Here is a 19,947-nt window from a genome sequence, read left to right as displayed (position 1 = left end):
AAATAGTTTGGGGGCGAAGCGGATAACCGCTTCGCCCCCAAACTATATTTGCTTTTATTGCTGTGGAATTGGATTGCCGGCAAGCAGATGCTGGGTAATGGCTGGCCAAGTCCAAGTGCCACAGTTTAACTGTGGATCTGGACTGGAAAGCACGAAGGCACCAATCCCAAGGTTGTGCCCAAACTCGGCATCGCTCATCCGGTCGCCAACCATGGCACTTCGATTCCAATCAATATTGGGATCCCGACGAAGATGATCAACCAAGGCAGTCCCTGGCTTTCTGGTGGCTTTGCCCTCACGCGCATAGGTGGTGTCGATGAGGACTTCTCGGAAAGTGACTCCCTGACTAGCGAAAATATCCAGCATTAGTTCATGTGGACCGTTGAAATTTTCCCAAGAATAGCGGTCTCCCAGCCCATCTTGATTCGTCACGATGATTAGCTCCCAACCAGCATTCTGTAACTGCCACAAGGAAGTGATCACGTGCGGCAAAAAATGTAGTTTTTCAAATGAATCAACCACATAGTCTGCCGGTTCAGTGATCAGGGTGCCATCGCGATCAACAAAAAGAATCGGTTTGGCACCCTGAGCTGGCTCACTTGTCGTCATGATTTTCCGAGTTATTTGCTTCGAGTTCGTCGCTGCCTTCAGCAATGATTTGATCGAAGGACTGTAGCTCAGCGGGAGCTTCCCAGTTTTCACTCGGTTCAACTTCACCCAAACTTTTAGCCAAGTTCTGGGGAACTGTGGCTTGTTCGGCGCTCTCCGGGGCTGCTTCCATCACCTGGTCAGCGTTTTCCGCTGCAGTTTCAGCGGCTTGGTCGGCAGCTTCATTAGCGGCCTCAACGGCCTCGGTGCGATCAGCTTCCACTTCGGAAGTCACTTCCGCTTCCACGGGAGTGTCGTCCTCAGTGGCTTCATCGGCAGTCACAGCTTCGGCCGGTACCTCAGCCTGGGCCGGTTCGCCGGCTTCTGCTTCTGCTGCGGTCCCCTGTTCAGTTAGCTGCTTATCTTCAGCCTCCTGCTTGGAAGCCTCGAGGTCACCTACCTGTTCCGTGTCAGCCGCTTCATCGGTAGCCTCAGGAGCTGTCTTCACAGCTTGTGCGGCAGCTTCATTAGCTTCCTCCACTGCTTCGGTGCGGTCAGCTTCTACTTCAGAGGTTACTTCCGCTTCCACTGGGGGCTCGCCCTCGTTGGCTTCATCGGCAGTCACGGCTTTGGCCGGCACCTCAGCCTGGACCGATTCGCCGGCTTCAGCGGTTTCGCTAGTGGCATCGTTTACAGCTTGGTCGGCGGCTTCATTAGCTGCAGCCACGGCCTCCACACGTTCAGTTTCTACCTCGGTGGTAACTTCAGCTTCAGTTGCCTGGGCAGCCATTGCAGACAGTTCTGATTGAGCCGGCTGGGCTTCGGTACCTTCTGGTCGAGATGCCTCTTCGCTTGTTTGCTGCGGTGCTACGCCCTCGCCATTTTCTGCTTTAGCGGCAGCTTCTCGGGCTAGGCGGGCACGTTCACGACGGGAAGGAATACGACGACCACTAGGCGTCAGCATAACGGCTCCTTGACGGTCCCCTGGAACTGGTTGCGGGGTAACGTCGCCCGCGCTCTGTCCCACGATTGGCATGGCACCGGTGGCGGCCTCGGCTACATCCACTACTGCATGTTCTGGCAAGACAGGGCGAGGGCCGGGCTTATCGACTGGAGTGGGGTTCGGCTCGGTAGGAGCTGGGGTTTCCTTTGCCGAAAGACGCACGCCGTAGCGCGGAGGACGGTTACGTACTTCTCGGCTACGCTCATTGGCACGTTCTTGGTTACGGAGCATATTTCCTTGAACACCAGCCAAAAGTTCAATCGCGCGGGCCACTTCCGTATCGGTGACGACCTCGTAAGATGCGGCGTAAACCTGAGATTGGGAAACCACTTGGGCTTGCTTTGCGCGCATAAAGTAGGCAACGACCCCAAATAGGAGTCCGCCAATGAGACCAATCAGCATGGCAAGGGCAAAAGTATTCCACGACGGCTGTGGAGAAACGGCAATGGCAATCAAAGCCATCATGAAGCCAAGCCAAATCCCTTGAGCGCCCGAAGCGGCCATTACTTTGCCGAAAGTAATGCGACCGATAACCTGTTCAATTAACTTCAGGTCGGTGCCAACCACCGAAACGGTCTGTACGGGAAAGCCCGCCTCAGCTAGTACCGAGAGGGCCTGCTGAGCTTGATCATGGGACTTAAAAGAAGCAACTACGGTCCCATTAGGTAGTTGCTTCGCTGACTTAGAAAAATCTAGATTATTGCTAGGCATGTCTCGATTTAACCAGTTTTAACCCGCTTTTGCCGGATAAAACCCCACTATTGCTTGAAATTACCTGTTTTCTGGGTTAAAACGTGAGGAAACTAGCCTTTCTATCTTTTGGCTCGGCAGGGTAAACTGGGCTGGCAAGCATTTCGGTTTTGGGGGTATGTTTTGGCGCAAGTAAGTCAACCACGGAAAAATCGCACCACCCGGATTTTCGCGGGCCGTTTGGTCGGCACCCCGGTTGTTGATCCCATTGGGGATCACGTTGGTCGCGTTGCCGATATCGTCATTCTGTTACGTTTCCGCGGCAAACCGAGGGCGGTTGGGCTCGTGGTTGAGGTCGGTAATCGCCGCCGCGTCTTCCTTCCGTTTACCCGCGTAACCAGCATGGAAGCGGGCGCAGTGATTATGACCGGACGCTTGGACATCCGTCGATTCAAACAGCGCAATGCCGAATCAATGGCCATTGCCGACATTATGGACCGTCTGGTGGAGTTCAAGGACGGCACTGGGCTGGGGCGCGTCGCCGATATCGCCCTCGGCCAGACCCCACAGCGTGACTGGGTGGTCGAAGAATACTATGTGGAGCGCGTCCGCCAGTCCACTTTGGGCTACCGTCGCACCGGCGAATCTTTGCTGGTCGAGGTCGGTTCCATTACCGGTAAGGCCATCGCGGGGCTCCCCCAAGACGCTTCCAGCTTGTTGGCTACCTTGGAAAATCTTAAGCCTGCGGACTTGGCAGATTCGCTCCACGATCTGTCTGACCAGCGCATGATCGAGGTCGCCCAGCAGCTACCTGATGATCGTTTGGCTGACGTCCTCGAAGAACTTAGTGACGACGACCGAATTCTGATTATTACCGCGCTTGAGGATAAGCGCGCTGCAGACGTCCTCGATGCCATGCAACCTGACGACGCGGCCGACTTGGTGTCCGAGCTACCTGAAGCTCAACAGGAACAGCTCCTAGAGTTGATGGAGCCGGAAGAGGCCGAGGACGTGCGCCGCCTCCTCAACTATGCCGAACATACCGCTGGTGGCTTGATGACCACCGAGCCGATTATCCTGCCGCCAGATGCGACCGTGGCCATGCTGTTGGCTAACGTTCGCCGCGAAGATATTCCGGCAACTTTGGCTGCCATTGTTTTCGTGACCCGTCCTCCGTTGGAAACGCCGACCGGCAAGTTCCTAGGCGTGGTGCACATCCAGCGCGCCTTGCGCGAACCACCGCAGACGCTAATCGGCCAAATCCTCGATACTGACGTGGAAGGGGTCGACCCTGAAACTTCGATTGGTACCCTCACCCGTTTGATGGCTACCTATAACCTCACCGCCGTCCCCGTTGTGGACGAGGCCGGGAAACTGCTGGGCGCGGTTTCCGTCGACGACGTCCTCGACCACCTAATGCCAGATGACTGGCGTGACGCTGAAGACGAAATCACTGACCGCACCATTGAGGAGAACGCTGCACATGGCTGAACGTTTAGATACCCCGGTCAGCGGGAAGCGCAAATGGTTCAATCGAGTAAATAATCCCAACAAGTCCTCCTTTAACGAGAGCTTTGGGCGTTTCTCTGAAAAGTTTGCGACCTACATGGGCACCCCGCAGTTCTTGCTCTACATGACCGTTTTTGTGGTGGTGTGGATTGCCGTGAACCTGATTGGGCTCTACGGGTATCGTTTCGACCCTTATCCCTTCATTTTGTTGAACCTGATGTTCTCCACCCAGGCATCCTATGCGGCTCCGCTCATTTTGTTGGCACAAAACCGTCAAGATTTGCGTGACCGCGTGGTGGCCGAGCAGGACCGTCAGCGCGCCGAACGCAATCTGGCCGACACCGAGTATTTGACTCGTGAGATCGCCTCACTTCGTTTGGCGATGCAAGATGTGGCCACCCGTGACTTCGTGCGCTCCGAACTGCGCGATACTCTCGCCGATTTGTTGGAAGAGTTGCGTGCCGATCGGGCCGAGGTCGAATCGTCCTCGGAAACCAATGGGAATGAAGAGGCCGACTTGCCCCAGTTAGAGAACACTCCCGAAAACTTTTAGACTGTAAGACCGCTAAAGAAGTAAACCAATAAAGGAAATCTTTTGAGCACTGAAGAAATGAACCCATTAACTAAAGCCGCTTGGGCCGCCCTCGAAACGGTGATCGACCCCGAGATTCGCCGTCCCATTACCGAACTGGGAATGGTGCGGGAAGTCCAGGTCGACGAGCAGGGTAAAGCCATTGTGGGCATTGATTTGACCACTGCGGGATGCCCCCTCAAGGACAAGATTTCGAAGGATTCGCGAGCTGCGCTCGAACAGGTTGAAGGCATTACCTCGGTGGAAATTAACCTTGGGGTCATGAGCGAAAAGCAGAAGCAGGAGCTTCGCGAAAAATTGACCGGCCACAAGGAACGAGAAATTCCATTCACTAAGCCCGGTTCGCTTACCCGCGTTTTCGCAATTACTTCCGGTAAGGGCGGGGTTGGCAAGTCTTCGGTTACCGCGAACTTGGCTGCGGCCATGTCGGCGCAGGGTTTGAAGGTTGGCGTGGTTGACGCTGATATTTATGGTTTCTCGATCCCCCGCATGTTGGGCGTAAAGACTCCAGCACAGCAGGTCGATGGCATGATCATTCCGCCAGTGGCTCATGGCGTCAAGGTGATGAGCATTGGCATGTTCGTACCTGACGGCACTCCGGTGGTTTGGCGTGGCCCCATGCTGCACCGGGCACTCCAGCAGTTCTTGGCGGACGTGTTCTGGGGTGACTTGGATGCCTTGTTGCTAGATCTGCCTCCGGGCACTGGTGATGTCGCCATTTCGATTGCTCAGTTGCTCCCGAATGCTGAGATTGTCGTGGTCACTACCCCGCAGATTGCTGCTGCCGAGGTCGCCGAACGTGCTGGTTCCATCGCCACCCAAACTAACCAGAAGGTGGTTGGTGTAATTGAAAATATGTCGTATTTGCCGCAGCCTGATGGTTCCAAACTGGAAATCTTCGGTGCTGGTGGTGGCGAGCAGGTCGCGGCTCGTTTGACTGAACAGCTCGGCTATGAGGTCCCCCTCTTGGCTCAGTTGCCGTTGGAAGTGGCCTTGCGAGAAGGCTCTGATCAGGGTCAGCCGGTAGTTTTGAACACTGCTGGGCAGCCCGGGGCCGCCGAGGCCGCTGCGGTGAAGTCTGAGGGCCAGGCTCCTGAGGCAGAAGCAGGCCAGGGTGAGACTGCCGCCGATTCGAGTGCCAATGAGTCTGCGGCTCAGGCTGAAAAGATTGAGTCCTTGGCTGGCACCGAGTTGCACGAAGTGGCTCGCAAGCTTGGCAAGCGGGCAAAGTCGATCGCCGGCATGAAACTGGGAGTCACCCCGCTTTAAGCCCTTCGACTGCTGCGCTCTACCGTGCGTAGCAGATAGGTGGAAGTCTAGGTCGGAGCGTTTCTCGCCAAGGCATTTACCAGAATATTCTCTACTCTTGCGCCATCAACTTTTTTCAAGTTGGTGGCGCAAGATGCACTTATAGGGACTTTGCGACTAAAATCAGCCCTAGAGTCACTTGCTGGTTTTGCTTAGAAAGGCTAATCGTGGATATTGCACTGTCATGGGATTTCACCGAAGAATTCGTCACTGAGGATGAGGTGCTAACCCAAGCCCGGCTAAAAGCAGAAGAACTTGGTGCTAGCCCGGTTCCTCCCAGCGTCGGTGCACTTTTGAAGCTCCTGGCCAATCTTTCTGGTGCTCGAGCCGTGTTCGAAATTGGTACCGGTGGCGGCGTTTCTGGCCTCTACCTACTTTCTGGCATGCCAGCCAATGGTGTGCTCACCTCGATTGATGCCGAGGGCGAGTTCCAGCGTTTGGCCCGTGCGAATTTCACGGCCGCCGGCTACGAATCCACTCGCGTTCGTTTGTTCAACGCCCGCGCCCTCGACATGATGCCGCGCATGAATCAGGGTGCTTACGACCTCGTCTTTATTGATGGCGATAGCCTTGAAGTCCCCTACTACCTACCCCAAGCTGACCGCATGCTGCGTCCAGGCGGCCTGTTGATTATCACCCACGCTCTTTTGGGCGGCGATGTGGCTAATCCGGCAAAACGTGATGAGAAGACCGCGGGTATGCGCCAGGTGGTTACCGACCTCGGCAAGGCTGAAGATTACGAAACCACTGTGCTACCGGTAGCCGACGGTCTCTTGGTTGCCCATAAGGTTGCCGCAGCTAACTGAGTCAGTATTTCGCTCCGCTACTGGGCGCAATACTTTCCCTGCTTTACGTGACGTTATTGTCACTTAATTTTCGTTTTTCCTTGCTTGCGGTGATCTTCATCAAGCAGAAAAGCAAAAGCCTCAATCCTTGCAATCATGCGGAAAACCACTAGCGCCCTCGTTAGGGTGCTTTCCCGGTTTGGTTTTCCGCTAGATTCGGCGGAAACTAGAGGCATGACTGACTTTTTCTATTCTGATATGTTGCCCGTGGTGAGTGAAGATCCCACTCCCTACCGTTTACTAACCAAAGAAGGCGTTGAGGTCGTCACCGGCCCTGACGGTAAAGAGTTCTTGCAAGTTTCTCCCGAAGCTTTGCGTCTTTTGACCGAAACCGCCATTCACGACATTTCCCATTACCTCCGCCCAGCTCACTTGGCTCAGTTGCGCAAGATCATGGATGATCCGGAGGCTTCGAACAACGACAAGTTCGTGGCTCTCGATTTGCTCAAGAACGCCAATATCGCTTCCGCTGGGGTACTCCCTATGTGTCAGGACACCGGTACCGCCATTGTGATGGGTAAGCGCGGTCAGCGTGTGCTTACCGAGGGCGAGGATGAACGCCCCATCTCCCGCGGTGTTTACGATGCTTACACCAACTTGAACTTGCGTTACTCCCAGAATGCTCCATTGAGCATGTACGAAGAGAAGAACACTGGTTGTAACCTCCCAGCCCAGATTGAGCTTTACTCTGATACTGCTCTGGGTCACGAACTTTCTTACAAGTTCTTGTTCATGGCTAAGGGTGGCGGCAGCGCCAACAAGTCCTACTTGTACCAGGAAACCAAGGCGATTTTGAACCCTGATTCCATGATGCAGTTCTTGGAAGCCAAGATTCGCTCCTTGGGTACCGCAGCTTGCCCGCCGTACCACTTGGCAATCGTTATCGGTGGTACTTCGGCTGAATACGCATTGAAGACCGCTAAGTACGCTTCGGCTCACTACCTCGACGAATGCGCCACCACTGGTGATGAAACCGGCCATGGTTTCCGCGACCTCGAGCTAGAAGAGCAGGTCTTGGATTTGACCCGCAAGATTGGCATTGGCGCTCAGTTCGGTGGTAAGTACTTCTGCCACGACGTTCGCGTCATCCGCTTGCCACGTCACGGCGCTTCCTTGCCAGTGGCGATTGCTGTTTCTTGCTCGGCTGACCGTCAGGCTCGCGCCAAGATTACTCCCGAGGGCGTTTTCCTTGAGCAGCTAGAGTTCAACCCGGGCCAGTACTTGCCAGAAACCACTGATGCTGAACTTGATGAGGCTACTGATGGTGTTTCGGGCACTGGCAAGGGTGCGGCGATCAAGATTGATTTGAACCGTCCAATGGATGAGATTCGGGCTGAACTTTCCAAGTACCCGATTAAGACTCGTTTGTCCTTGACCGGCACCATTATTGTGGCTCGCGATATCGCCCACGCGAAGATTCGTGAACGCATTGAAAACGGTGAGGGCATGCCACAGTACATGAAGGATCACCCGGTTTACTACGCAGGTCCAGCAAAGACCCCAGAAGGTATGCCTTCGGGTTCCTTCGGCCCCACCACTGCTGGCCGTATGGACTCTTACGTAGACCTGTTCCAGTCGCACGGTGGTTCTATGGTCATGTTGGCTAAGGGTAACCGTAGCCAACAGGTCACCGACGCTTGCGAAAAGCACGGTGGTTTCTACCTCGGTTCGATTGGTGGCCCGGCTGCTCGCTTGGCCCAGGACTGCATCAAGCATGTTGAACTGCTCGAATACCCTGAACTCGGAATGGAAGCAGTTTGGAAGATTGAGGTCGAAGACTTCCCAGCCTTCATCGTGGTTGATGATAAGGGCAATGACTTCTTCGCCCACAGCCAAGAAGTTACCGTCACCATCGGTAAGCGTCCCGGCTTGTAAGCCTTTTAACTGCCACTAGCGGACTTAAGTTTGGCCGCGGTGCTACCACTCGTTGGTAGCACCGCGGCCACTTTTGTTTTTGGTTGCACCAACCTTGGGTTTCGAATCAGAAAGCTTCCGAGAATTTCAGTTTTCGGAATCCTCGAAAGTGAGATGGCTCAGTCAAGAGGCATGAATAAGTCAACACAAAATCCTGTCCTGTGCCAGCCAAGAAACCTCACTGAATTTAGATAACAATACCGTCTAAGTTAGCTAGGAATTCCAACTTCACCATGGGAACGGGGAATCACCACTGACCAGGCGACCCAAGAATCAGAACCTGACCGAGGCGGACAGGTGTTTAGTCACGATCGACGACAATGGTGACTTTTTGTAGGTCTTTGACTTCGTTGTAGCCGGTGGTGGCCATGGTGCGTTTTAGCGCCCCAATAATGTTCAAAGTACCGTCAGAACGGGTGGCTGGGCCATACATGATCTCCGATAGGGTACCGGCTGTGCCTACTCGTACTCGTTGACCGCGGGGCAAAATCGGGTGGCGGGCTTCGCTCCCCCAGTGCCAGCCGCCGCCAGGAGCGTCCTCGGCACGCGCCAAGAGTGCCCCCAGCATGACAGCATCAGCACCGCAGGCGATGGCTTTAACAATGTCACCGCTATGGCCAATACCGCCATCAGCGATAACGTGCACGTAGCGACCACCAGACTCATCTTGGTAGTCACGGCGAGCTGCAGCCACATCGGCAACTGCTGTGGCCATGGGAACGTGAATGCCGAGTGCCTGACGGGTGGTATGGGCAGCTCCCCCGCCGAAGCCAACGAGGACCCCGGCAGCACCGGTACGCATCAGGTGTAATGCTGCAGTGTAGGTGGCGACCCCACCGACGACCACTGGCACATCGAGTTCATAGATAAACCGCTTTAGGTTAAGAGGTTCTGCTTGGCTTGAAACGTGTTCCGCGCTTACCGTGGTTCCACGAATCACCAACAGGTCTACCCCAGCATCGATCACCGTCTGGGAGTATTCCAAAGTATGTTGGGGTGAGAGTGCCGCTGCCACAGTAACTCCCCCAGCACGAATCTCTTGAATCCGCTGGGTGATTAGTTCCCGCTTGATCGGTTCTTGGTAGAGTTTTTGCAGTCCCACCGTAACTTGCTCTTCAGGGAGCTTACGGATTTGCTCGTAAATGGGCATGGGATCTTCATAACGCGTCCAGAGCCCTTCTAGGTCTAGTACCCCAATGCCACCCAGCTGTCCGAGGGCGATCGCAGTTTGGGGGCTCATGACGGAGTCCATGGGAGCAGCCATTACGGGCACGTCGACATGGTAGGCGTCGATTTGCCAGCCAACATTTACGTCTTTAGGGTCACGGGTGCGTCTAGCGGGAATCACCGCAATATCGTCGAAGGAGTAGGCGCGGAGGGCTCGTTTACCTCTGCCGATTTCGATTTCGTGACTCATCGTGACTCCTTTGACCGAGGGTGACTACTGGGCGGGCTGGTAAAGGTCGTAGTGGTCGGCTCGCAGCGAGAAGCCGCGGCCGGTGGTGGTTTGCACGCAAACAAAATCGGGGGCGGCCCCGCCACAGGCAAAGTCGCCTAGTTTGACATAAGAGCCGTTGGGCACGGCGGTGATTTCGAAGCGTTTATCTTGTTCTGAGTTGGCGTCTTCGCTGGCCGGGTTACGTCCAGATAGGCACGCACCGAAAGCGACGTCATTGCGGGTCAGGGTGGCTGCCCGCCCAACTAGCGAGCGCGAGGGGCAAGCTCTGCGGTCTTCCGGCCTCGGCAATAGTTCGCCACGCACCTGTGAGCAAGCAATGCCAGGTCCGGTTGGGTACTGCCCATCTGGGTTAGGAGTAAGTACTACCCAGCGATCGTCATGAAGTTTGGCCAAATCATCAGCCCAAGCACAGATCTCATTACCCGAGGCTGAGCGGAAACGAATGATCCCGTCTTTCATGGGGAAATCATCAGTTGCTAATGGATTTAGAGCCATCACTTTGGCAACCTGTGGCACGTTGACTGTCCCGCCACCTTCACTGGTGGGAACTTGTGGGGCAGCTTCTTGCGGCATTTCGCTACTGGGGGGTGGGATCGCGCCGGGCGCAGAAATAGGAGCAGGATTACGGTTCTTTTCGTACAGGTAGTATCCACTTCCGACCATGAAGCCCACCAGCACTAGCGCGATGAAAATCGCGACTGGGGTCGGCATCTTGGATTGGATTGGTTCGTGGCTCATTTAGCTCCCTTTCTATTCCTCCCTTTATTTTTACACATTTATTCGGTTGAAGAGTTACTTGCTGGCTACTTGTGCGTAAAAGTTGGCTCGCGAAGAGTTTTCGAGTTTACTTAGTGACATGAATGAGCTTGCTTTTACCTCTTGGACTGAGTCAACTTGGGTTGGTTTTGATACTGAAACTACTGGGGTTAACCCTAACGAAGATTTATTAGTTACGGCCTCTCTGGTTTTGCTGGCCGAGGGCGTGAAGGGCGATCTTTCTCAAGTCGAAACTGCTAACTGGCTTGCTGACCCAGGCGTAGAGATTCCAGAAGTCGCCGCCCAGGTACATGGAATTTCTACTGAGCAGGCGCGAGCCGAAGGCCGCCCACTCGGCGAAGTTTGTGGCGAAGTGGCCGAGCGAATTGTGGATTTGTGGCGCTCGGGTGCCATTTTGGTAGGTTTTAATTTGGCCTATGACATCCGTATTTTGGAGCATTCGCTGGAAGTTTGTGGGCTTACTTCCTTGGAGGAACGAGCCGGAGGTTATGGTCCTATGGTGGATCCTTTAGTTTGGGATCGGAAGTTGGAGCCATATCGCCGAGGACGACGCAACCTGGAGACCTTGTGTGGTGTTTATGAGGTTTCGTTGGATGATCGTTTCCATCAGGCTGATGTGGATGCGCTGGCTACTTTAGGAGTGCTGGCGGCCATGGTCGCCTTGTACCCTTCGGTGCGAACCTTGGGTCGTGAGGAACTAACTGATTACACCGCTGCGGCTCATCAGGCTTGGGCAGAGCAGTTCAACCGTTATTTGGCTAGCCAAGGTCGCGATGCCAATGTGGAAGAATACTGGCCCTAATACCGTGCCATAACGGCCTAGGAAAAAAGCAGTCCGTTATCTGGGGTGTTAGGTCATTTTGCTATCGCAGCTAGGCCTCAAGTGATCCTTACTATTTTGTGGCTGAGGTTGGTTCCTTAAAGTTTGCTGCGAATAAGCTGAAAAGACGAGGGCTCTTTACCGATGGCTCTTTAGTTAGGCGCAGTATTTTTCAACGTAGGCTGCGGCTCGTTGTCCAGTCTTTTGGAGCGATCGATGTTCGCACACCCAGTTGCGAATATTGTCTCTCATCGCTTTTTTCTTGGCGGGAACGGTTTGTTTTGCCACCACGTTTACCATGGCTTGCCCGACAGCTTTGGGGGTAAAGTCGGCCTCGGCCACCCCCAAATTATTGTCACTAATATCGGCTGCAGCCGGCCCTACCCCAGCGTAAACGATCGGGGTGGCACAGGCATAGGAGGCATACATTTTAGTGGGGTAGGCGAAGTCGTAGCCGTTTCCTGGTTTTATCGATGCTAGGGAGGCGATGGCATGCCCTTGGAGTTCAGCAGCGATATCAGGGGATGCTAGTCCATGCACCAAAATTTTGGTGGGGTGAGCTTGGGCAAGTGCTTCAAGCTCGGCCTGTTCATTTCCTTGAGTGAGGTAAAGCAGCTGATAGTCTGCCAGCCTCGGGTCTTGGATTAAAGCTTGCGCAAAGATTCCGGCTTTTTGTAAGTCGGAGGCAGTGCCACCATAAAAGAAATATGGTTTGGTGATGCCGTATCGTTCCGCAAGCTCGGGATTCAGCGGTTTTGTGGGTGGTTGGAAGCGTTCAGTGTCGATCCCGTTTTGTACCACCTCGACTACTTTTGCCCCAGCTTTTTTCGCGGGCGCTACCATGTCCTGATTGATAGTGAGTACTACGCTGGCATTAGCCAAAATAAATTTTTGTACTCGTTGCATCAGTTTCACCACAAATTTGGGCATGATTGCTTCGTGCGATTCGGTGATTAAATCAGCAGCAAAGTAGGCGAATGGCACCTTTTTCAACCGACAATAGCAGGCGACCACTAGCCCAGTGGTGGGCGGCGGCTCGGTGAGAATATATTTTGGTTTAGGCTGTGCCAGTAGTCGGAAGAAAAGCGGTAGATCGAAGCTGAGGTAAGGTAAGAGTCCGCGGACATAGCCATCTTTATCGCGTTTCACCGGGGCACGTTTGATCTGCAGTTTGGGGTGTGGTTTGGCCTCGCTCATTCCTTTGGGAAGGGTCCCAGTTAGCACGGTGACTGGTCCGTAGCTCGTCATCTGCTTGGCGGTAGCTTCTAGCCGAAATGCGGCTGCGCCGATTTCTGGCGCGTAGATTCGACTGGTGACAATCGCGTTTTGACTGTGCTTCATGGCTGCTTCTTGGAAGTAAGTTCCTAGTGATGGCTCGCAATAAGAGAATGGATTCGCTTGGCTACAGCATTAGCAGAAACGTGCTGTTCCACCCAGCTTGGTGCCTGTGCAACTTCAGTTCCACGTTCTTTTTGAGCAACTGCAAGCATTGCCGCAGCCACCGCATTCTGCATCTCGGTTTGAGTTTGGTTTTCGTAATGTCCCACTCGCACCCCAAAATCTTGCTGGTCAAGGGCGCCTTGAATATTGTCGGGTCCAAGATAAACCACCGGGGTACCGACTGCCAGAGCCGAATAGATCTTGGTAGGTACCGCAAACTGGTAGTTGCCGGGAGCTACGGAGGCGAGAGCGACTTGGCTTTCGCCGAGGCGTCGGACAATCTCAGTCTGGTCCACTCGACCGTGGACTTGGATACTGGGATCGGCCTCGGCTTTGGCTTGAAAGTATTCGTAGTCAGTTCCTTGGCCCACGAAGGTGAGGGTGGCGTTAGGCAATTCGGCTTTAATTTGGGGCCACACGTCAACGAAAACGCGAGCACCGTGAACTTCTGACGCAGTACCGGCATAAAGAAAGTTAACTGCCGCATTCGGATCGACCGGTTTCGCCTCGCCCTCGATCAGGTCGAGGTTCGTGGGAGGATGGAAGATTTCGGTATCTACCCCGAAGCCCACCACCGTAGCTTTATTCTGGAATCGCTTAGGCAGGCGTTCTTTTACCTGCTCACTGACACAGAAGACTTCATCAGCACAGGCCAAGGCAGTATTTTCGAGGAATTTAACCCCCCACTGAACAATCTTCGGTGCTTTGGCTTCTTCTACCGCCACAGACCATAAATCTGCTGCGTAGTAGGCAAACTTTCGGCGGCTGAGTTTGCTAAGCAGTCCCGCCACGAAGCCGGTTGTTGGTGGCGGTTCGGAAATCACCCAATCGACTCGTGACTGTTGCCAAAAGCGCCAAGCTAGTGGCAGGTCAAAGCTGAGATAGTCAACGTATCCTCTGACATAGCCGTCTTGGTTGCGGTGAACTGGAAAACGGCGAATCTGATAGCCATCTTTGGTTTCTTTGCGGGCAGCGTCTTGATACTTAGTTGTCAGTACCCGAACGCTTTCTCCAGCTAAAACCAGTCCTTTAGCTAGCGAGGCTAGGCGCCCAGAAGCGGCCCCTGGTTCTGGCCAGAAAATGCGAGAAACTATCAGAATATGTTTTGGCAAGGTTTCGTTTTCTATGCGGCTACGATCAGGAGTGGTAGTTTGGTGCTTCCTTAGTCATTTGCACGTCGTGTGGGTGCGATTCTTTTAGACCAGCGGCGGTGATGCGGACGAAGCGACCATTTTTGGTGACCTCTTCGAGGTTGTGCGCCCCGAGGTAGAACATCGACTGGTGGAGGCCACCGACGAGCTGGTAGATCACGTCGGCGAGGCTACCCGAGTAAGGCACCTGACCCTCGATACCTTCTGGCACGATCTTGTCGTCGCTCTTAACGTCAGCTTGGAAGTAGCGGTCCTTGGAGAAAGACTTGCGCCCACGAGAGCTCATGGCACCAAGGGAACCCATGCCACGGTAGGTCTTGTATTGCTTACCGTTAACGAAAACGAGTTCGCCTGGGGATTCTTTACAACCGGCCAAAAGCGAGCCGAGCATAACGGTAGAAGCGCCGGCCACTAGCGCCTTGGCGATGTCACCAGAATAGTGCAAGCCACCATCGGCGATTAAAGGAACTCCGGCAGGACCACAAGCCTGAGCGGCAAGGTGGATCGCGGTTAGCTGTGGGACGCCCACACCGGCAACCACGCGGGTGGTGCAGATGGAACCGGGGCCCACGCCGACCTTAACTGCGTCCACACCGGCATCGATGAGGGCTTGGGCTCCTTCGGTGGTAGCGACATTGCCGCCAATCACCTGAACATTTTCAAAAATGCTGTCGGACTTGATTCGTTTAATCATGTCCAAAGCGAGTTGGGCGCCACCGTTAGCGGTGTCTACCACGAGGACGTCGACTCCGGCCTCGGCCAAAGCCACCGCACGCTCCCAAGCGTCACCCCAGTAACCAACTGCGGCACCAACTAGCAAGCGACCCTCAGAGTCTTTGGCAGCATTCGGATACTGTTCGGTTTTCACGAAGTCTTTAACGGTAATCAAGCCAGCTAGGCGACCTTCATCATCTACCAAAGGCAGTTTTTCGATTCGGTTCTTTGCTAGTAGCGCTTTAGCTTCTTCTCGGCAGATCCCAACCTGTCCGGTAATTAGCGGCATTGGGGTCATGCAGTCCACGACTCGGGTGGTAGGCCATTGTTCTGCTGGAATGAAGCGAAGGTCGCGGTTAGTGATAATACCGAGGAGCTTGCGGTCAGCATCCACTACTGGCAAGCCAGATACCCGGTAGTGTCCACAAAGGTTATCTAGTTCTTCAATGGTCGCTTCTGGGTGAATGGTTACCGGGTCGGTGACCATGCCCGATTCTGAACGCTTGACCTGGCGAACGTGTGCTGCTTGGTCTTCGATCGAAAGGTTACGGTGCAAGATACCGATGCCACCCTGGCGAGCCATAGCGATAGCCATGCGCGCCTCAGTCACGGTGTCCATTGCCGCGGAAATAAGCGGGATTTGCAGCGTTAACTTTTTAGTCAGTTTCGCTTGAGTGTTAACTTCTGCCGGCACCACATCGGTAACCTCAGGCAGGAGCAAAACATCGTCGTAGGTAAGCCCTTGGAGGGCGAAAGGATCATGGGCGAAGGCAGCATTTTCATTCACCTTGCCTATTCTAGCTAGTTGCTGTCCCGAATGCCTAATGGATGGGCAAAACTAAGCTTTCGTCACGTTTGCACATTTCCAGATACTCAGTTAACTCTTTTGGTGGCTCTTTTTGCTGGCCGAGGGCGGCCTCGGATTACCGGTCGGCATTGGCAACTGACCAAAAAATACCTTGAGGGACTAGCTGGTTTTTCTAGTCCCTCAAGGTATCGAGTTTGTCTTCTCTAGCGCTTGCCAGTCATAACAGCTTGTGCGCTTATGGCTTGGTGAGGCGATGAAGCAGTACTGCGATCGCGTCGCGCTTTAGTGGCTCATGTGGACGGAAGGAGCCATCAGGCCAACCGTTGAGGAGTCCAGTGTGCTTAGCCCAAGCAACATCTTTTGCCATGGGGAAGGTCGCGGGGATATCGGTAAAGGCTCGAGTTGCTACCCCGGTGGTGGGGTTTGAGTTTGGATTTAGCAAACCAGTGCAGGTATCCCCGTATTGGGCACAGTAGCGTTTAACCATTGCAGCTACTGCGGCACGCTCAATCTGGTCTTTTGGACGGAAAGTTCCATCTCCCCAACCGTTGGTGATGCCATGCTTGGCTGCCCAGCTAATTTCTTTCTGGAATTGGCTGGTCTTTAGGTCTTTGAGCTTGGGATTCTTGGTAGCCTTTACCGAGTAGTCTGATCGTTCGTGTAGCCGGTATAGGAAAGTCACGAAGGCTTCTCGGGAAATAGCGTTGAATGGACGGTAGGTCTTATCGGCCCATCCGGTAGAAATACCGGAGTCTTTCATCCAGAGCATTTCGGTGCCGAACTGCTGGGAGATGCTCACGTCTTTAAAAGTGTGCGGGTCGATATTTGGACGCACAAAGTAGCGTTTGAAGATTCGCCAGAAGTTCAGATTGCCGTTATCTGCACAGTAACGGTCATTATCAAAGACTTTTTCTTTACGAATGATGGGTTTAACTGGCTTGATTGGCTTTTCGGGTGTTACCCCATTTTCGGGTGTGACACCGTTTTCTGGGGTCGCTTCCACAGTAGCCGGAGCCTCTGGGGTAACTACGACTTCCCGCACGTTTCGTTTAACGAATTCAGGATCGACTTTTCCTGCAAGGGTGTAGTCGCTCGGAGCATACGGGGTGTAGAAGTACAAGGCGGCGGTAGCGTCGTTTTGTACTTTAAATTTGGTTTGACGGGTGCAGAATGCTGCATTGGGGTGTTCATTAAAGTTATAGGTTTTTCCCCCGGAACGCTCAGCGATCCAGTCGATATCTTTCATGTCTCGGTACTGAGTCAAACGTAGCGCCGCAGAATAAACTTGGTCGCCGATGCCTGCATAGTCTTTATTGCAAGGCTTACCATCTGGGCAGGCAAAACCCATGGCGTGTGCCATGGCTCGTTCGGTGGGCTGGCGGGTTTGAATTAGTCCCTGTTCTTTTTGCAACATTACCAGTAGTACCTGCGGGTTAATTTTGCAGGCATTCGCTGCCTTGTAAAGGACTTTGGAGAATGGCTCGTTGACTCCGCCTTGGTAGGCCTGGCACTTGGAAGGACGCCCTCGGTATGACTGTTTAGCCGGACGTGACGGGGTGGTAAGTTTCAAATCTTTGAGGCAAGCTGGACCGTTTGGTGAGGCCACGCAGTTTTTCCCCCACCGTTCTAGGAATCGCTGGATTCCTTTTTCTGTCATGGTGTTTGGGGTATAGAAAAGTTCGTTACTGATGATATTTCCGCGTTCAAACTGGGCGTAGCTTGGAAGTGGCTTGAGGCTGTCATCGGCTTGTGCCGGGGCCACCGAGGAAAGACCGAAGGCAGTTACCACCATGGTGGCTAAAGCGATTGGTAGCAGTGGTCGTTTAGACATTTTTATTTCCTCACTGGTTGAGTTTCCTGTTTTTGACCTAGTTTTCGTCCTTGCTTCCCCGTTTGAACGGATTTGCTTGCTGACGAACCGCAACTAAACCTACCAAAGATTTTTCAGATTGGCAGTGATGCAATTTGCAAATTACTTTTTTGTATAGTGAGGGAATAGGCAAAAATAGGCAGTTTCAGGGGGTTGTTTCTTGCCCTAGTTTTTTGATAGTCTTCTAAAACTTAACCGCACAAAGTTTAGGAGCACTTATGACTGACGCCTCTCGTCTTCCCGGACCCGTGATGGATCTTTGGGAATGGCAGTACGATGGCGCCTGCCGCGAGATGGACACAGAATTGTTCTTTCACCCTGAGGGTGAACGCGGATCGACGCGTCGTCGCCGTGCAGAAAACGCTAAATCTATTTGTGCTAAGTGTCCGGTAATGAAGCAGTGCCGCGAGCATGCTTTGGCTGTGCGTGAACCATACGGTGTATGGGGCGGCATGACTGAAGAAGAACGCCGAGCTTACTTAGCTTCCCACGAACGTCGCGTGGGCTGATTGGTTTTAGTTTATTGAACTAGCGACTTGTTAGTTTAGGTAATAAAAATCCCCGACCATTTGGTCGGGGATTTTTATTTTGCTTGTTTGCTTTCTCAGCGTTCTACTACGGCCAAGATGTCGCGAGCCGAGAGGATTAGGTATTCCTGGCCAGCGTACTTGACTTCGGTGCCACCGTACTTAGAGTAGATGACTACGTCGCCTTCGGCAACGTCCATGGGGACGCGGTTGCCCTTGTCATCGATGCGGCCTGGGCCAACTGCGATAACTTTGCCTTCTTGTGGCTTTTCTTTGGCGGTGTCGGGAATGACTAGGCCGGAAGCGGTGGTGGTTTCAGCTTCTAGCTGGGCTACGACCACACGGTCTTCCAACGGCTTGATGCTCAATGCCATTTTCTTTTCCTCACTTTTGTGATTGGTTCTTGCTCTGAACGTTAATGCCGTCGCGGGGGTCATTGACGTTCAACCAGTCTGGCTCGTAAGCCGGACTTTCAACAGAAACAGATTAGCCCCTTAGTTAGCACTCACGCAAGGCGAGTGCCAAAATGTGGGTCTGGGTTAGCCGATGGCGAATATTGCTAGTGATGACGGTTAAAATATCCGCATGAGCCTTCCTCCTCCCCCGCCTTTATCTCCCAAGCAAGAGCAATTGCTGGAGCTGACAAATCAGCTGCCACTTTTACTTACCGAGGACGAGTTGGCGAATCCGCTGGTGGCTTCCGAAAAACTGCGGGCAAAAAACTTTTCTCCTAACTTGATTGCGTCCGCACTATCGCAATGGTCTTTACGACAGCGGGCTATAAAGAAGTTGGGTCCAATCGCTCAGGATTGGTTTTTCACTAATGATGGTTTGGAACAGGCGACCCAAACGGTGGTGGCACGCCATCATGCTCAGCGTTTTGCCGAAGCGGGCTTTAGCCAGGTGGCTGATCTTGGTTGCGCCCTCGGAACAGAATCGCAGTTTTTGGCCCGGGAGGGACTGTCCGTTTTTGCGGTGGAGTTGGATCCGCTTACTGCAAGTTGGGCGGCATTTAACTTGCGGGAGCATTCCCAAGTGCAGGTTTTGCAGGGCTTGGCTGAAGATTTTTTGGCTTCTCCGCCCGCTTCATTGCAAGCGGTGTTTGCAGATCCGGCAAGGCGTTTGGGTGGCAAACGCCTGATGAATCCAGAAGATTGGTCTCCCCCACTCTCGACCGCTCTTTCTTGGGCAGCGGACTATCCCGCAGGTATCAAGGTGGCGCCCGGGATTGATTACAAGTTCTTGCCACCCACTTCGCTAACTGAGTTTGTATCGGTAGGGCAAAATGTGGTTGAGGCTTGTATTTGGACGAAAGATTTGGCGCCGATTCCAGGAAGGGTGGCGCAGGTTTTCGTGGAAGATCAGTCCTTCACTTTTTCCGATCCGCTATCCGAGGGCGCGAATGGCCCGGTGCGCCCAGCTCCGTGCGGTGACTTGGGACGGTTTATCTTGGAGCCAAACGGCGCTTTGGTCCGCTCCGGACTTTTAGCGGCTTTAGCAGACGAGTTCGACTTGCGTTTACTCGATCCACAGATCGCTTTTTTGACTACTGATATTTTGCCCCCGGCTGGCATTCCGGCGCGGGAGCGTTTGTTTGCTGCTGCCCAAGTGTTTGAGGTGTCTACTTCGGTGCCGTTGCACCGCAAGCAGGTGGCCAAGGCAGTGTCGGAAGCGGAGTTTAGTAGCTTAGAGGTTTATGCCCGCGGGGTTGAGCTTCCGGCAACTACTGTGCGCAAGTGGGTAAAGTTTGTTCCTTCCGGCCAGCCGGGTGTTTTGTTTGCGGCGCGTTTGGCTACCCAGCGGTTAGGGATTTTGGCGAAAAAGGTGAGCCAGTAGCTTTAGCTGCGAGTGGCGTTTTGACCACAGGCCGTAGTTTTTCGCCTTGGTGGCGCGGTAGAATATTCATGTCTTTTTTATCCGCATTTCGGGGGG

17 protein-coding genes are annotated in these 19,947 nt (G+C 53.7%); 8 read left to right on the top strand and 9 right to left on the bottom strand.

The features are described 5' to 3' along the window. Positions 1-54 precede the first annotated feature (54 nt). Positions 55-609 carry a histidinol-phosphatase gene (gene hisB / locus BK816_RS02535; protein ID WP_071163781.1) on the bottom strand — a complete coding sequence of 185 codons (555 nt, stop codon included), beginning with the start codon at positions 607-609 and terminating at the stop codon, positions 55-57. After that, a complete protein-coding gene (locus tag BK816_RS02530; RefSeq protein ID WP_071163780.1) occupies positions 596-2,302 on the bottom strand; it encodes a YflT domain-containing protein in 1,707 nt (568 codons plus the stop codon). Before BK816_RS02530 ends, hisB begins: the two co-directional genes overlap by 14 nt. Before the next feature lie 162 nt (positions 2,303-2,464). On the opposite strand from BK816_RS02530, the gene BK816_RS02525 reads away from it, so the two are divergent. The 5 genes from BK816_RS02525 (at position 2,465) to BK816_RS02505 (ending at position 8,410) form a co-directional block, all read left to right on the top strand. After that, the gene (locus tag BK816_RS02525) at positions 2,465-3,772 is read left to right on the top strand and encodes a magnesium transporter MgtE N-terminal domain-containing protein (protein WP_071163779.1); all 1,308 of its coding nucleotides are present in this window, start codon (positions 2,465-2,467) and stop codon (positions 3,770-3,772) included. Beyond that, positions 3,765-4,343: a DUF1003 domain-containing protein gene (locus BK816_RS02520; RefSeq protein WP_071163778.1), complete on the top strand. Its 579-nt coding sequence runs from the start codon at positions 3,765-3,767 to the stop codon at positions 4,341-4,343. Before BK816_RS02525 ends, BK816_RS02520 begins: the two co-directional genes overlap by 8 nt. A 57-nt stretch (positions 4,344-4,400) precedes the next feature. Beyond that, positions 4,401-5,651, top strand: coding sequence for an Mrp/NBP35 family ATP-binding protein (locus BK816_RS02515; RefSeq protein ID WP_083379227.1), 1,251 nt, complete (start codon positions 4,401-4,403; stop codon positions 5,649-5,651). A 206-nt stretch (positions 5,652-5,857) separates the two neighbouring features. Next, entirely contained in the window at positions 5,858-6,496 is a 639-nt protein-coding gene (locus tag BK816_RS02510) for an O-methyltransferase (protein WP_335622221.1), read from the top strand. 213 nt (positions 6,497-6,709) lie between these two features. Next, positions 6,710-8,410: a fumarate hydratase gene (locus BK816_RS02505; RefSeq protein ID WP_071163776.1), complete on the top strand. Its 1,701-nt coding sequence runs from the start codon at positions 6,710-6,712 to the stop codon at positions 8,408-8,410. 340 nt (positions 8,411-8,750) lie between these two features. On the opposite strand, the gene BK816_RS02500 is transcribed toward BK816_RS02505, so the two are convergent. Next, entirely contained in the window at positions 8,751-9,866 is a 1,116-nt protein-coding gene (locus BK816_RS02500) for a GuaB3 family IMP dehydrogenase-related protein (RefSeq protein ID WP_071163775.1), read from the bottom strand. 24 nt (positions 9,867-9,890) lie between these two features. Further along, positions 9,891-10,646, bottom strand: a complete 756-nt coding sequence (locus BK816_RS02495) for a hypothetical protein (RefSeq protein ID WP_071163774.1) — start codon at positions 10,644-10,646, stop codon at positions 9,891-9,893. A gap of 118 nt (positions 10,647-10,764) precedes the next feature. Here BK816_RS02495 and BK816_RS02490 point away from each other — a divergent pair, with 118 nt between their 5' ends. Next, a complete protein-coding gene (locus BK816_RS02490; protein WP_071163773.1) occupies positions 10,765-11,487 on the top strand; it encodes an exonuclease domain-containing protein in 723 nt (240 codons plus the stop codon). A 174-nt stretch (positions 11,488-11,661) separates the two neighbouring features. On the opposite strand, the gene BK816_RS02485 is transcribed toward BK816_RS02490, so the two are convergent. The 4 genes from BK816_RS02485 to BK816_RS02470 all read right to left on the bottom strand — a co-directional run bounded on the left by BK816_RS02485 (position 11,662) and on the right by BK816_RS02470 (position 17,449). Then, the gene (locus BK816_RS02485) at positions 11,662-12,846 is read right to left on the bottom strand and encodes a glycosyltransferase family protein (RefSeq protein ID WP_071163772.1); all 1,185 of its coding nucleotides are present in this window, start codon (positions 12,844-12,846) and stop codon (positions 11,662-11,664) included. A gap of 23 nt (positions 12,847-12,869) precedes the next feature. Continuing rightward, the gene (locus tag BK816_RS02480; protein ID WP_071163771.1) at positions 12,870-14,057 is read right to left on the bottom strand and encodes a glycosyltransferase; all 1,188 of its coding nucleotides are present in this window, start codon (positions 14,055-14,057) and stop codon (positions 12,870-12,872) included. 25 nt (positions 14,058-14,082) lie between these two features. After that, the gene (gene guaB, locus BK816_RS02475; RefSeq protein WP_071163770.1) at positions 14,083-15,597 is read right to left on the bottom strand and encodes an IMP dehydrogenase; all 1,515 of its coding nucleotides are present in this window, start codon (positions 15,595-15,597) and stop codon (positions 14,083-14,085) included. A gap of 256 nt (positions 15,598-15,853) precedes the next feature. Further along, complete coding sequence (locus BK816_RS02470; protein WP_071163769.1) at positions 15,854-17,449, bottom strand: S-layer homology domain-containing protein; 1,596 nt, start codon at positions 17,447-17,449, stop codon at positions 15,854-15,856. A gap of 257 nt (positions 17,450-17,706) precedes the next feature. On the opposite strand from BK816_RS02470, the gene BK816_RS02465 reads away from it, so the two are divergent. Then, positions 17,707-17,997, top strand: coding sequence for a WhiB family transcriptional regulator (locus tag BK816_RS02465; protein WP_071163768.1), 291 nt, complete (start codon positions 17,707-17,709; stop codon positions 17,995-17,997). Between the two features lie 95 nt (positions 17,998-18,092). Here the strand turns inward: BK816_RS02465 and groES are convergent, their stop codons facing one another. Further along, positions 18,093-18,389, bottom strand: a complete 297-nt coding sequence (groES, locus tag BK816_RS02460; RefSeq protein WP_071163767.1) for a co-chaperone GroES — start codon at positions 18,387-18,389, stop codon at positions 18,093-18,095. A 211-nt stretch (positions 18,390-18,600) separates the two neighbouring features. On the opposite strand from groES, the gene BK816_RS02455 reads away from it, so the two are divergent. Beyond that, positions 18,601-19,851: a class I SAM-dependent methyltransferase gene (locus BK816_RS02455; protein WP_071163766.1), complete on the top strand. Its 1,251-nt coding sequence runs from the start codon at positions 18,601-18,603 to the stop codon at positions 19,849-19,851. Positions 19,852-19,947: the final 96 nt, after the last annotated feature.

This window comes from Boudabousia tangfeifanii (genome assembly GCF_001856685.1).
GTDB classification, from domain to species: Bacteria; Actinomycetota; Actinomycetes; order Actinomycetales; family Actinomycetaceae; genus Boudabousia; species Boudabousia tangfeifanii.
This window is presented reverse-complemented; position numbering and strand designations above follow the sequence as displayed.